Source organism: Chryseobacterium sp. MYb7 (genome assembly GCF_002979455.1).
In the GTDB taxonomy this organism is placed as follows: domain Bacteria; phylum Bacteroidota; class Bacteroidia; order Flavobacteriales; family Weeksellaceae; genus Chryseobacterium.
In genome coordinates this window covers 46475-60606 of sequence record NZ_PCOU01000009.1, presented here as the reverse complement: position 1 = coordinate 60606, position 14132 = coordinate 46475, and the positions used below count along the sequence as shown (strand labels likewise).

Sequence of the window (14132 nt, the reverse complement as noted above, 5' to 3'; positions counted from 1 at the left end):
ATTACAGTTTATTTTATCAACACCAACTGATAATCGTCATGTATGAAAACTGTTTTTATAATTTTTTTCTGTCGTAATGAAAAAAACCTTTGAAATAATTCAAAGGTTTTATTTATCTCTGTTTTTAAGAATTTCTTCAATTTCTTCCATCGAAAATCCTTTGGCTTTCAATAAAATCAGGAAGTGATACAGCAGATCTGCAGCTTCATTTTTAAAGAGCTCTTCGTTATTATCTTTAGCTTCAATAACGAGTTCTACGGCTTCTTCTCCTACTTTTTGAGCCATTTTATTAATTCCTCTCTGGTAGAGAGAATAAGTATAGGAACCTTCAGCTTTAGTATCTATTCGTTGTGATATTTTATCTTCCAGTTCATACAGAAATCCTTTGGCATCCTTTTCTCCGAAACAACTGAAACTTCCTGTGTGGCAAACCACATTCTTTGGAACGGCTTTAATTAAAATGGTATCCTGATCACAGTCAATGTCAATACTTTTTACCGTTAAAAAATTACCGGATTCTTCTCCTTTTGTCCAGAGCCTGTTTTTGGAACGGCTGAAAAAGGTAACAATTCCTTCTTCTTTTGTTTTTTCAAAAGCTTCTTCATTCATGTAGCCCAGCATCAAAACCTGCAATGTTCTGCTGTCCTGAATGATTACCGGAACAAGCCCATTATCTTTATTAAAATCTATTTTCATCGTACTTCTATTTTTTGAGTTTTTAACTGTTGTTTTAAATCCTGAATTCCTATTTCATTAAAATGGAAAATACTGGCTGCCAATCCTCCCGTTGCTTTTGTCTCATTAAATACTTTAACAAAGTCATCCACATTACCGGCACCTCCGGAAGCAATCACAGGAATGCTTATATTATCTGAAACCAGTTTTGTAATACGAAGATCAAAGCCGTTTTTTGTGCCATCTCCATCCATAGAAGTCAGCAGAATTTCTCCTGCTCCAAGAGATTCAGCTTTTTTTGCCCATTCTACCGTAGAAAGTTCGGTAGCTTCTCTTCCCCCTTTGATGTGAACTAAATCTTTATCGCCCACTTGTCTTGTATCAATAGCAACCACAACGCATTGGCTTCCAAATTCTTTGGCTAAATCAGAAATAAGTGCCGGATTTTTTACCGCTGAGGAATTGATACTGATCTTGTCTGCACCTGCTTCCAAAAGCTTTCTAACATCTTCCACAGACGAAATTCCACCTCCCACTGTAAAAGGGATGCTGAGCTCTTTGGCAATCTCTTTTACCAATTCTACAAAAGTCTTCCTGTTTTCAATAGTTGCCGTAATATCAAGGAAAACAAGTTCATCTGCTCCTTCCTGCTCATATTTTTTGGCAAGCTCTACAGGATCTCCTGCATTTTTAAGGTCTTCAAAATTGATTCCTTTCACCGTAGCTCCATCTTTAATATCCAAACATGGAATAATTCTTTTTTTAAGCATTTTCAATAAAATTTTGAAGTTGTTGTAAGCTTATTTTTCCTTCATAAATTGCTTTTCCGATGATTGTCCCTGCGCAGCCGATATCTTTCATTTTATACACATCAGCAATCCCGGAAATTCCTCCGCTTGCCACCAACTGAACGGATGTTTTATATAAGATTTCAATATAAAGCCCTGTTGAAGGACCTTCCAGCATTCCATCTTTTGCAATATCAGTACATATTGTGGATTGGATCCCTTTTTCCTGATATTGAAGGATAAAATCAATAATGTCATTATCACTTTCTTCAAGCCAACCGGAAGTTTTAATTTTTCTGTTGTCACAATCAGCCCCGAGAATAATTTTCTCAGCACCATATTTTTGGATCATTTCATAGCAGAATTCAGGATTTTGAACCGCAATACTTCCTAAAGTAATCTGTTTTGCTCCGGAATTAAAAGCGGTTTCAATATCTTCCTGAGTTTTTAAGCCTCCTCCAAAATCAATATGTAATGAAGTAGAGCCCGCAATATTTTCAAGAACCTTTTGATTGACAATATGTTTTGATTTTGCTCCATCAAGATCCACCAGGTGAAGAAACTGAATGCCAAAACTCTCAAATTCTTTCGCCACTTCTACAGGGTCTTCATTGTATATTTTCTTTGTGTTATAATCTCCTTTCGACAAACGGACACATTTGCCGTCAATAATATCAATAGCCGGAATTATTTTCATCATTATAAATTTATAAAGTTCTTAACGATCTGATTTCCCACAATTCCTGATTTTTCAGGGTGAAACTGTACTGCATAAAAATTGTCTTTCTGCAATGAGGCGCTAAACGGCAGGATATAATCACAAACAGAAGTTGTAAAGTCTGAAAGCTCACAATAATAGCTGTGAACAAAATAAACATCACTGCTCTTTTCAATTCCTGAAAACAGTGATGAAGTCTGCCCTGAAAGTGTATTCCATCCCATATGCGGAACAATATCCTTTGCTGGAAATTTTCTAACATTAATATCAAAAATTCCCATTCCTTCAGTATCTCCTTCTTCATTTCCTTTACACATCAGCTGCATGCCCAGACATATTCCCAGAACCGGCTGTTTAAGACTTGGAATTAGAAGGTCAAGCTCTCTTTCCTTCAACAGCTTCATGGTGGATGAAGCTTCTCCCACCCCTGGAAAGATCACTTTGTCAGCTTTTAAGATCTGCCCGGGATCATCGGTGATTATAGAATCTACATTCAGTCTGTTGAGAGCATTCTGGACGGAATTTACATTTCCTCCGTTGTATTTTATTATGGCAATCATATTTATAAACTTCCTTTTGTAGAAGGTAAACTGTAATTACTATCTGATTGGTTCACAGCCATTTTAACGGCTTTTGCAAAAGCCTTAAAGATGGATTCAATTTTGTGGTGCTCATTATCTCCTTCTGCTTTGATGTTCAGATTGGATTTTGAGGCATCTGTAAACGATTTAAAGAAGTGAAAGAACATTTCAGTAGGTACATCTCCAATCTTTTCTCTCTTAAACGGGGTATCCCAAACCAGCCAAGGTCTGCCGCCGAAATCGATAGCCACTTGAGAAAGACAGTCGTCCATCGGAAGCAGGAAACCATATCTTTCAATCCCTTTTTTCTTTCCTAAAGCTTTTAAAATAGCTTCTCCCAGAACAATTCCTGTATCTTCAATGGTGTGGTGCTCATCTACAGCAAGATCGCCTTTTACCTTGATGGTTAAATCCATATTTCCGTGTCTCGCAATCTGGTCCAGCATGTGGTCAAAAAAGTGAAGCCCTGTTGAAATATCTGCCTTTCCGTTTCCATCAAGATTAACTTCAATTTCGATATCTGTTTCATTGGTTTTGCGAGAGACTTTAGCCTTTCGCATTCCGGATTTTAAGAACTGATAAATCTCTGACCAATTTGTTGTAGACAACTCAGCATCACTATTTAAGTTTTGATTAAGATAAATAGCTTTAGATTTCAGATTTTTAGCAAGTTGAACATCTGTACTTCGATCACCAATTACATAAGAATTTTCAAGATCATAATTTCCATAAATGTATTTACTCAGCATTCCGATTCCTGGTTTTCTAGTAGGAAGGTTTTCAGATTCAAAGCTTTTATCAATTAAAATATCACTAAAAATTATTCCTTCATTTTCAAATGCCTGCAGCATTTTTTCGTGTGGTTTTATGAAATCTTCTTCAGGAAAACTTTCAGTTCCCAATCCATCCTGATTGGTTACCATTACCAGTTCATAATCCAATTCACTGACAATTTTTGCCAGGTTCTGAAAGACTCCCGGATAAAATTCCAGCTTTTCCAGAGAATCTACCTGAAAATCTGTAGGCGGTTCAATGATGAGTGTTCCGTCACGGTCTATAAATAATACTTTTTTCATATGTTTTTTATAAAATTGTTTTTAACCATTAAGCTTTTTTAAGTGATTAAGAATTATTAAGGGCATAGCTAAAGATTAATTGAGCTATATTCTTACTTATTCATCTTTGATGAATCTTAATTTTTCTTATTCTCTTCATCTTTCTTAATGGTTTATATTTATATTTCTTGTAAAAGGTTAATTAGTTTTTCATTTTCTGTACGGTTTCCTACATTAATCCTGATACATCCAGGAATGGCTGGGTCTCTTCTGCTGGTTAAAATTTCCTCTTCCAACATTTTTGAATATACGTTATCAACATTTTCCATTCTGATCAGGAAGAAATTCGCATCTGTTGAAAATACTTTCTTAATGCATGCAATTCCTTCAAACTGCTCTTTTAGCCATGCTCTCTCTTCTAAGATACGGCTTACATTTTCCTGCAGCCTGTTTTCTTCCTCTAACGTCTTTAAAATCAGTTCCTGGCTCAGAACATTCACATTGTAAGGTGCTTTTACAGTATTGATAAGGCTGATAATCTCTTCGGATGCATAAGCCATGCCTACTCTTGCCCCGGCAATTCCCCACGCTTTAGAAAAGGTTTGCAATACAATCAGGTTCGAATATTTGTCCAAAAGCTCCAGACTTGATTTTTTTCCGGAAAATTCAATATAAGCTTCATCTACCACTACAATTCCGTTGAAATTCTGAAGATAAAATTCAATATCATCTACACTGTTTCCTGTAGGATTATTGGGTGAGCATAAAAAGAAAATCTTCAGTGAAGGATCTGCTGTCGCTTTTAAAAAATCATTCTTTACGATTTCAAAGTTTTCATTCAAATCCAATTTCAAAACTTTATTCTCGTTGATTGCTGCATAGAAACCATACATCGCAAATGATGGATTCATCATCAGAATGGCATCTTTTTTAGGCTCACAGAAGATTTTAATGATAAGGTCTATCAGCTCGTCGCTTCCGTTTCCTATGGCAATCTGTGAGGGTAAAACATTTTTGAGCCCCGCAAGCTTGCTTTTAAGCCTTTTCTGGGTAGAATCCGGATAGCGGTTGCATTCCCCGAATGGACTTTCATTGGCATCCAGCATAACGGGAGCATTAAATTCATTGTGATCCCTGAAACTGATATAGGGCTGTAATTGTAATATATTTTCTCTTACGAGTGTTTTGATACTATTATTTTTCATTGTATTGACTTTCTTAAAAAAAAATTATTATAAAACCGTTTTTAAACCGTTAAGCTGGATTAAGTTATTAAGAATAATGAAGAAAATATCTTCCGATCTTTATTAAGCAATGAGCTGAATTCAAATGTATTTGAATCTTAACTTTGCTTACATACTTCATTTTCTTAATGGTTCATTTTTTTTGATAAACGCAAGGGCGCAAAGTCTTTTAATTCTGTAACAATTTTCTAAGGCGCAAGAAAATCGAAGATTTTCAGCAAGGGTATGCGCTTTGTTTTGTGTTTTTATATACATTATTCAATTTTATCGGAGATAAAATCCTTGCGTCTTAAAAATGTTTCTCATTATAATTCTCTTGCGTCTTTGCGTTTTCCAACAATTAATTATTTCAATCTTATCGACACTGCATTTTTGTGAGCAAACAGCCCTTCCGCTTCTGCCATAAGCTCTATTGTTTTTCCTAAATTCTGAAGCCCTTCTTTTGAAAGGTGCTGGAATGTTATTTTCTTTACGAAACTATCTAACGAAACTCCACTGTAGTTCTTTGCATACGCATTGGTAGGAAGCGTGTGATTGGTTCCGCTGGCATAATCTCCCGCACTTTCACAAGAATAGTTTCCTAGAAAAACCGAACCTGCATTCTGAACCTTCGGAATATATTTTTCAAAATCATTGATAGCCAGAATAAGGTGCTCCGGAGCATAAAGATTACTGAACTCAAGGGCTTCTTCCAAAGAATTGACTAAAATAAAAGAACTGTTTTCTAATGCCTGACCTGCAAATTCATTTCTTGGTAAATCCTTGATTTGTTGCCCAACAGCCTCTATTGTCTCTTCAAACACTTTAAGGTCTGTCGTGATAAAAACAACCTGACTGTCACTTCCGTGTTCTGCCTGTGAAAGAAGATCTGCAGCGCAGAAATCAGGAACGGCTTGTTCATCTGCTATGACGAGAACTTCACTCGGTCCGGCAGGCATATCAATAGCCACTCCGTAACGTTGGGCGTATTCTTTTCCTGCTACTACAAACTGATTTCCAGGACCGAAAATTTTGTTCACTGCAGGAATGCTTTCTGTTCCAAAAGTCATCGCTGCAACAGCCTGCGCCCCACCTGTCTTAAAGATTTTCGAAACTCCACAAAGTTTGGCGGCATAAAGAATGGCGGGATTGATATTTCCATTTTTGTCTGGTGGTGTACACAGTACGATTTCTTTACATCCCGCCAGATTTGCAGGAACTGCAAGCATTAATACTGTAGAAAATAAAGGAGCAGTTCCTCCCGGAATATAGATCCCAACTCTCTCTACAGCGCGATTTTCACGCCAGCAAACAACCCCTTTTGTGGTTTCAATCTTCTGAATCTCCGTCTTTTGAGAGGCGTGAAATATTGATATATTTTCTTTAGCCTGTTGAATAGCTTCTCTCAAGTCATCATTAATCTGCTTTTCAGCCTCTTGAATTTCAGCATCAGAAACTTTAATGCTCTTCGTTTCTGCTTTATCAAACTTTTTATTGAATTCTATTAAAGCTTGATCTCCATTTTTTTCAACTTCTGCAAATATTTCTGTAATCAGACCTGAAATTTCTTTCTGCTCCAAAACCGGGCGTTTAACCAAGTCTTTCCAAGTGTCTTTTGTGGGATATCTGTATATTTTCATTGTACTTTCTTAATTTTTTTGAACCATTAAGATTCTTTTTAAGTTGTTAAGTTTTATTAAGATCATAGCTGAAGCTATTTTATTCAGCTGCTTGAGACCTTAATAATTCATTTTTTATAAACGCAAAGGCGCAAGTTTTTTTAATCTTTACTTTTTTAAGGCGCAAGAAAATCTAAGATTTTCAGCAAGTGCGTTAGTATAGTTTTGTGATTTAAAACGGCATTCAATTTTATCGCAGATAAAATCTTTGCGCCTTAAAGCAGTATCAAATTCATTTTTATTGCACCTTTGCGTTAACCAACATTCGCTATTATTATTTTTCTAAATAACCATTTTATCAATTGGAATGATTAAAATATCCTGTGCTCCATTTTCTTTGAGTTCGTCAATAACATCCCAGAAACGCTCTTCATCAATAACAGAATGAATACTGCTCCAGCCTTCTTCTGCGAGCGGAATGACTGTGGGACTTTTCAATACAGGAAGAACACCCGCAACTTTCTGGATTTTTTCATTGGGAACATTCATCAGAATGTATTTTGAATTTTTTGCTTTTAAAACAGACTTGATTCTGAATACAAATTTTTCAAGAATGGCTTCTTTTTCAGCCGATAATTGAGGTGTTTGAGCCAAAACAGCTTCCGATTTTAGTAAAGTGACTGTTTCTCTTAATCCATTTTTGAATAAGGTACTTCCGGAACTGACAATATCACATATTCCGTCTGCAAGACCAATATTTGGAGCGATTTCTACAGAACCGGAAATCACGTGAATGTCTGAAAGAATTCCTTCTTTCTCTAAAAAGTTTTTAAGGGTATTTGGGTAAGAAGTGGCAATCTTTTTGCCCTGGAAATAAGAAATTTCATCGGTCTCTACTTCTTTAGGAACAGCCAATGAAACACGGCATTTTGAAAAGCCAAGCTTCTGAACAGTCTTGATATTTTTACCTTTTTCAATCAGGAGATTTTCACCAAGAATGGCCACGTCAACTACTCCATCTTCCAGGTATTGAGGGATGTCTGAGTTCCGGAGGTACATGATTTCCATCGGAAAGTTATCTACTGAAACTTTGAGTTGGTCTTTACCGTTGTTGACAAAGATTCCGCAGTCTTTGAGAAGCTGAAGAGATTCTTCGTAAAGCCGGCCGCTTTTTTGGATTGCAATTTTTAATTTACTCATTTTGCCTTTTTTGGGTCCGAGCAAATAAAAACTGATCTATTAAAATTTCTGAAGAGAATTCAGGAAACAAAAAAACCGCCTATTTACTCAGACGGTTTTAATTATTTTTGATTTTAGCACATACTTATATCAATCAATTCCGTCTAGCAGAGATGATGGTGATAATGATGTAATGCTAAAAATATTGGTTTCATTGTATTGAATTATGATGCAAATGTAGGATTTATTTTTAAAATGCAAACTTTTTTCAGATAATTTTTTGATAGAACTTTATCAATTCCTTTGCAATAGGTTCGTCATTAAACTTCTGAACAAACTCGAAACCCTTTTCCTCACGGCGTTTTCTCTCGGATTCATTTTCCCAGAGAAATTTTAATTTTGCCCGGATATCAAGATCATCGTCAGGATTCACATACACAGAGTCTTTTCCTCCCGCTTCCGGCAGACAGCTGGTGTTGCTTGTAACTACTACAGTTTTGGAGAAAAGTGCCTCAATCACAGGAATTCCGAAGCCTTCAAAGAAACTTGGATAAACAAAAATATCTGCAAGTTTATAGAGACAAGCCAGCTCATCCATAGAAACACCTTCCAGGAAAAGCACCTGCTTTTCCATTTTGTTTTTTTTCAGGAAACTTTCTATTTTCTGGTAATATTTGGTTTTTCTTCCCACTACAACGAGCGGAATTTCTGTATCGCTGATCGCCTTTACAACATTCAATAGATTTTTGCGGTCTTCAATAGTACCAACATTCAGTATAAATCTTTCCGGAAGCTTAAATTTCTCTTTTACTGTCTGCATCATTTCCGGAGACTGCTGTTCTTTAAAAGCGTGATGACATCCCTGATAAATAACTTCAATTTTATTCTCAGAAACTTTTAAATACTGGATAATATCTCTTTTGGTCTGTTCTGAAATAGCAATTATTTTGTGCGCTGAATCAGCCGCTTTTTTAAATTTCCAGAAATGGATTTTCCTGTCAAAAAAAGAATAATACTGCGGAAACCTTACAAAGATCAGATCATGAATGGTAACGACCTTTTTAATAGGTTTTGGATTCCATTTTAAAGGAAGTTCGCCGGATAAGCCATGGAAAATACCGGCTCCTTGTTGTTGGGCATCTTTACCCATTTTCAACTGGCGGGAAAGGTTTCCTTTTGACGTTGGAATAAAGTGAACATTAGGACGTTCCAGAAGCTCTTTTCCCCGCTCGGATTTGTTTTTGCTGAGCAGCAGATATTCATTGTCCGGTTCATATTCTGAAAGGATTCTTACAAGATCTCTCGAGTAATTTCCCAGACCGGATGTATTGTGGAAAAATCGTTTTGCATCAAAGGCAATCTTCATCGTTCTATCTGTTTTTGAAATTCCTGAAATGTAACAAATGTATAACCCTTTTCTTTTAACCAGCCTACGAACGAATCAAATCTTTCCACCATGTCTTTTCCTGAATTTTTTACTGTAAATCCAGGAAGTTTAAAGGCTTCATCTTTTATTTCTGCAAATTCCCACGGATGGAAATAAATGTTCAGATATTTATCTTTTTTCAAACTGTCAGAAGCCAATTTTTTATAGAAAAACAAAGGAAAATTGTGAAAACTTAACCAAAATAAGGGAATTCTGAAATTAGGCGAAACCGAAGCCGGAACCTGAATTACATTTCCTTCTTTGAAATACGTTCTGGATACTTTTAAATTATTATATCTTCCCGGCAAAAATGTAGGATTGATGGATGAGTTATATGAATACCCTGCCCTTTCCACTTCTTTTTCGTCTACAGGCATCATTCTCGGCATTCTTAATCCGGTAACCTTTGTAGAAAATAATTCTTCCAGTTTTTCTCTTGATTCCTTCAGATGTTTGTCTTCAAATTGTGAATGAAACCAAGTGTGAGAAGCCAGTTCATGACCTTCATTTAACAACCTTTCGATAAGGTGTCTGCTATTCTCTGCAAAAACTACCGTTGAAAAAAAGGTAGCTTTGGCCTTATGTTTTTTAAGGATATCAAGAATTCTCTCTAATCCTGTTTGTGAAATTGAAATCTGTTTTTCAAAAGGAATTTCACCCTTATATTCAAAAGGAAGGTCAAATTCTTCTATGTCAAATGATAATAATATCATGAAATTTTTGAAATTAAAATTCTTAACAGCCCCTTTATTTCATTTCGTAATACCTGATTGGAAAAGTTAGTAAACTCAATATCTTCATTAGGTGTTACTATAATATTACTCATTTTTATCTTTCTTCGGGATGCTTTTAATAAAAACTCAAAATCCATAATGAAAGAATTACTATGAGTTTCTAATAAAATAGGAATTACTTTCTTTTTCATTCCTTTTAATCCAGCCTGAGAATCATGAATGGTACCTTTTGAAAATACAAATGCGATGAGCTTAACGATAATAGAAATAAACTTTCTTTTCCAAGGAAGTTTATCATAATAGGAAAAATCTCTTTTGGCAATAATTAAATCTATATCTTCTTGATTAAGCCTGTTATACATATCGTATAGTGCATTCATTCCAAAAGGAAAATCAATATCATAAAAAATAGCATATTCCGCCCGGGATTTTTCCATTCCTTTTTTTATTGCACCGCCTTTACCTATATTCTTTTCCAGATCAACATATTCCAATATATCAGGAAACGTGTTTTGCAAATTTTCAATATGTCTTCCATGAATAAATGTACTGGAACCGTCATTAACCAGAATTATATTAAAATTTTTTATTTTTCCATCTTTAACGATTTGCTTTATATTCTGCTCAAAAACATCCAAAATATGTTCTTTGACGTTATAAAACGGGATGATAACATCTAATGTCATTTTTTTAATTCATAGTGTTTATTAAACAAGAAATCTCTTGTCATTAATTCATAAATAATCCTTAGCCAAACCACAATACACGGAACTGCTTTTAAAGAATATTTTATAATATAGTTCTCTTTAATAGATTTTGGAAACAGATCTGAAGGTGAAAAACATGTTAAAATAATAACAAAAATAAGCATTCCCCATACTATTGGTGTTCTTTCTTTTTGAAGTAAAAACCAAATCATCACTCCCGCTACCGCAATAATATATGTAGGTGATTCTGATCCGGAACTGAATAAAACCAAAAACAATAATGAAGATGATAAGATCATTAATTGAAATGCATAATTTTTATATTGCTTAATTCTAATATAAGGTAAAACAAATAATGGCAAACCAAAAGATATAAAGGTTAGATTTGAAATAGCTGCATCCCCCAAAATTCTTCTTACAAATCCCATTAATGAAATATCCTGCATATTCCCTAATATCTGGTTATGAGCATTTTTGGGACCTAATGCGTAAAACCAGTCAGAATAACACTGAATAACAAACTGGGGACTTGAATACACCATAGGGGCCACAAAAAACAATCCTGCAGCTGCGATCCCCACAAAAATAAATTTAATCTTATTTTTAATAAAGAAAAATTGGGATAACCCTATAATACCATATAGTTTCACAAAAACTCCAATAAGAATAGCTGTAACCGATTTAATTTCTTTCCTTTCATAAATATAAATGGCGGAAAGTATCAGTAGTCCTGTTAATGCAATATTGAATTGTAAACTACTGGCAGCAGTAATAAATTCCTGAAGGCAAAGCAATCCAAAAATCGCTTTTTTAGTTTCTGAAATGGGAAGTTTATGAATAGCATAAATAAAAATTACGGCATTAGCCATATTCCATAATATAATTCCCAGCCAGTCAGGCATTATGGAAAAAGGAAAAACGATTAAACTGAAGAAAACACCATAAAAATTGGTATCAAAATAAAGATCCGGATATTCGGTATACAGGTTTTTCTGTTCTAATGTATGAAGGAAAACATTTTTGAAAATCAAATAATTATTTATAGCCCTTTGCCCTCTTGAAAATTTAGAAAGTGTAACTACGATAGCTGCAATAAGGTAAACCCCAAATATAAATTTAGGGTTTAATAGTATTTTAAGGAATTTTTCTTTCAAGATTGTAATTTAAAGTGGTAATCTTAAACAGCTACATTATTCTCTCTCAATGCATCATTCAGAGATGTTTTCTTATCTGTAGATTCTTTTCTCTGGCCGATGATCAGTGCACATGGAACCTGATATTCTCCAGCCTGATACTGTTTTGTATAGCTTCCAGGAATTACTACTGAACGTGCAGGAACTCTTCCTTTGATTTCAATAGGGGTATCTCCTGTGACATCGATAATTTTTGTAGAGGCCGTTAGTACTACATTAGCACCCAATACTGCTTCTTTTTCTACATGAACTCCTTCTACAACAATACATCTTGAACCGATAAAGCAGTCATCTTCAATGATTACCGGAGCAGCCTGTAATGGCTCCAATACTCCACCGATACCTACACCGCCACTCAGGTGAACATTTTTACCAATCTGTGCACAGCTTCCTACTGTTGCCCAAGTATCAACCATGGTTCCTGAATCTACATAAGCACCAATGTTTACATAAGATGGCATTAAAATAACTCCCGGAGCAATATAAGCTCCTTCTCTCGCCACTGCATGCGGTACAACTCTCACTCCTTTTTCAGCATAGTTTCTCTTCAAAGGCATTTTATCATGAAATTCAAACGGGCCTACTTCAATAGTTTCCATCTTTTGGATTGGGAAATACATTACTACTGCTTTTTTCACCCATTCATTTACCTGCCATCCGTTTTCTGTAGGTTCCGCAGTACGAAGTTCACCTTTATCAACTAAAGAAATAACTTCTCTGATCGCCTTTTGGCTGTCTTCATTCTGCAATAATTCTCTGTTGTCCCAGATATTTTCAATAGTTTGTTGTAACGACATGTTTCTTATTTAAATTAGTTTGAAAAATTATACTGCCCAAAGATACAAAAAAGTTCAGCAAAACGGTTTTTCACATGGTGCTTTTAATAAAGACTCAGCATACGATTTACTCTCTTTTTGTATGCCAGATAGATTTGTCCGTGTTCTTTTAACAGATACTCTTCTTCAAGGCGTATCTGAATCTGCATCAAAATACTTCCAATCATAAGAAAAGAAAAAGCAATTGCAGTGGGAAAAACAAGAAAAAAACCGACAAGACTGATGATTATTCCCAGAAATATAGGATTTCTTGAAAATCTGAATAATCCGTGAGTAATCAGGTTAGTTTTTATTTCGCTGTCAATACCGATACGCCATGAATCTTTCATTTGCTGCTGAGCTATAACCACCCAAATAAATGCCGCCATCATCAAAAAAAATCCTGTATACTGAAAAAAAGAAGATTCCAGAAGTTGAATTTTAAATGCCGGAAATACAGATTCCGGAAACCACAAAAGAAGCATAACATAAGCAAACAGTGCCAATAAAATCAGTTTAAAATATAATCCTACCAGAGCATAAGCTGAGCCATCTCTTGGAAGGACGTTGGGATTTTTGCCCATCTGTTTTGCTACTTTAACGCTAATTCCTAAGAAAGATACAATAAAAAACAACAGGAAGTAGGAAGGAATAAAGAATCTGATGAAATCTGCCATAATGATAATAGTTTTAGGCAAATTTGCAAAGTTTCCTGATGCAATGCTATTGCAATGATAAATGGCAGAAAGATTAGAAACGGAAATCTAAAAATCCCCCTCCTCCGGAGGAGGGGTGGCGAAAATTCAAAGAATTTTTGACGGGGTGGTTTAAGAAGGTTATGATATAAGTTTTGGCTAAAGCCAATTAATTGATTGCCATTTTATTGAACGGGCTTCCTTCGACTGAGCTCAGGATAATAATCCGTTTCTATTGAATATTTCAACTGTTATTTACTCCAAAATAATAAACTCCATTGTTTTCGCAATATGCTTTTCCTGAATTATTCCCTGTGAATATTTAATATTATGGTCAGAATTATATTTTGTCAGATAAGCCTGGTTAATTTCTGCAGTAAGATCACTGATATCTTCCGGAATAATTGCTTTTATAGGATAAATCGTTTCCCCACATTGAATTTCTCCAGCAGAATCTTTTAAAAAAGTATGGTACCAGCTTCTTTCAGCAAGTCCCCACGATCTTGCGAAAATCCGGTTTTGGACTACAACCATCCATATTTCCAGGAATTCGAGTCTTTGATGTCCGGCTTTTATTCCGATGATTGTATTCTTTTGAATGTAATCTAGTGCTCTTTTTTTATTCATTGTATTAATTTTCTGTAAAACTAAAACATGAAAAAAAGAATGAAAACTTATTTACACATACAGCTAAAAATATGATGTACTTGGGTGTTTTTCTTAT

General features: G+C 35.0%; 15 protein-coding genes. All 15 read right to left on the bottom strand.

Annotation, left to right across the window (positions count from 1 at the left end; genetic code table 11):
- Window positions 1-108: 108 nt before the first annotated feature.
- The 15 genes from hisIE to CQ046_RS09250 all read right to left on the bottom strand — a co-directional run bounded on the left by hisIE (window position 109) and on the right by CQ046_RS09250 (window position 14035).
- The gene (gene hisIE, locus CQ046_RS09320; protein WP_105702000.1) at window positions 109-696 is read right to left on the bottom strand and encodes a bifunctional phosphoribosyl-AMP cyclohydrolase/phosphoribosyl-ATP diphosphatase HisIE; all 588 of its coding nucleotides are present in this window, start codon (window positions 694-696) and stop codon (window positions 109-111) included.
- Window positions 693-1445, bottom strand: a complete 753-nt coding sequence (gene hisF, locus CQ046_RS09315; RefSeq protein ID WP_105701999.1) for an imidazole glycerol phosphate synthase subunit HisF — start codon at window positions 1443-1445, stop codon at window positions 693-695. Before hisF ends, hisIE begins: the two co-directional genes overlap by 4 nt.
- Window positions 1438-2160, bottom strand: coding sequence for a 1-(5-phosphoribosyl)-5-[(5-phosphoribosylamino)methylideneamino]imidazole-4-carboxamide isomerase (hisA, locus tag CQ046_RS09310; RefSeq protein WP_105701998.1), 723 nt, complete (start codon window positions 2158-2160; stop codon window positions 1438-1440). Before hisA ends, hisF begins: the two co-directional genes overlap by 8 nt.
- Before the next feature lie 2 nt (window positions 2161-2162).
- On the bottom strand, window positions 2163-2741 hold the full coding sequence (gene hisH / locus CQ046_RS09305) for an imidazole glycerol phosphate synthase subunit HisH (RefSeq protein WP_105701997.1): 579 nt from the start codon (window positions 2739-2741) through the stop codon (window positions 2163-2165).
- Between the two features lie 2 nt (window positions 2742-2743).
- On the bottom strand, window positions 2744-3838 hold the full coding sequence (gene hisB / locus CQ046_RS09300; RefSeq protein WP_105701996.1) for a bifunctional histidinol-phosphatase/imidazoleglycerol-phosphate dehydratase HisB: 1095 nt from the start codon (window positions 3836-3838) through the stop codon (window positions 2744-2746).
- 158 nt (window positions 3839-3996) lie between these two features.
- Window positions 3997-5022 carry a histidinol-phosphate transaminase gene (gene hisC / locus CQ046_RS09295; protein WP_105701995.1) on the bottom strand — a complete coding sequence of 342 codons (1026 nt, stop codon included), beginning with the start codon at window positions 5020-5022 and terminating at the stop codon, window positions 3997-3999.
- A gap of 383 nt (window positions 5023-5405) precedes the next feature.
- Window positions 5406-6680 (bottom strand): histidinol dehydrogenase, encoded by a 1275-nt coding sequence (gene hisD / locus CQ046_RS09290; protein ID WP_105701994.1) that lies wholly within the window; start codon window positions 6678-6680, stop codon window positions 5406-5408.
- Between the two features lie 321 nt (window positions 6681-7001).
- Complete coding sequence (gene hisG / locus CQ046_RS09285; RefSeq protein ID WP_105701993.1) at window positions 7002-7859, bottom strand: ATP phosphoribosyltransferase; 858 nt, start codon at window positions 7857-7859, stop codon at window positions 7002-7004.
- A 247-nt stretch (window positions 7860-8106) separates the two neighbouring features.
- Entirely contained in the window at window positions 8107-9204 is a 1098-nt protein-coding gene (locus CQ046_RS09280) for a glycosyltransferase family 4 protein (protein ID WP_105701992.1), read from the bottom strand.
- Entirely contained in the window at window positions 9201-9977 is a 777-nt protein-coding gene (locus tag CQ046_RS09275; RefSeq protein ID WP_105701991.1) for a polysaccharide deacetylase family protein, read from the bottom strand. Before CQ046_RS09275 ends, CQ046_RS09280 begins: the two co-directional genes overlap by 4 nt.
- Window positions 9974-10684, bottom strand: coding sequence for a glycosyltransferase family 2 protein (locus CQ046_RS09270; protein WP_105701990.1), 711 nt, complete (start codon window positions 10682-10684; stop codon window positions 9974-9976). The genes CQ046_RS09275 and CQ046_RS09270 overlap by 4 nt, the downstream gene beginning before the upstream one ends.
- Window positions 10681-11859 carry a glycosyltransferase family 87 protein gene (locus CQ046_RS09265; protein ID WP_105701989.1) on the bottom strand — a complete coding sequence of 393 codons (1179 nt, stop codon included), beginning with the start codon at window positions 11857-11859 and terminating at the stop codon, window positions 10681-10683. The genes CQ046_RS09270 and CQ046_RS09265 overlap by 4 nt, the downstream gene beginning before the upstream one ends.
- Before the next feature lie 23 nt (window positions 11860-11882).
- The gene (locus tag CQ046_RS09260) at window positions 11883-12695 is read right to left on the bottom strand and encodes a 2,3,4,5-tetrahydropyridine-2,6-dicarboxylate N-succinyltransferase (RefSeq protein ID WP_105701988.1); all 813 of its coding nucleotides are present in this window, start codon (window positions 12693-12695) and stop codon (window positions 11883-11885) included.
- Between the two features lie 83 nt (window positions 12696-12778).
- Window positions 12779-13390: a methyltransferase family protein gene (locus CQ046_RS09255; RefSeq protein ID WP_105701987.1), complete on the bottom strand. Its 612-nt coding sequence runs from the start codon at window positions 13388-13390 to the stop codon at window positions 12779-12781.
- 273 nt (window positions 13391-13663) lie between these two features.
- Window positions 13664-14035, bottom strand: coding sequence for a DUF2255 family protein (locus tag CQ046_RS09250; RefSeq protein ID WP_105701986.1), 372 nt, complete (start codon window positions 14033-14035; stop codon window positions 13664-13666).
- Window positions 14036-14132: the final 97 nt, after the last annotated feature.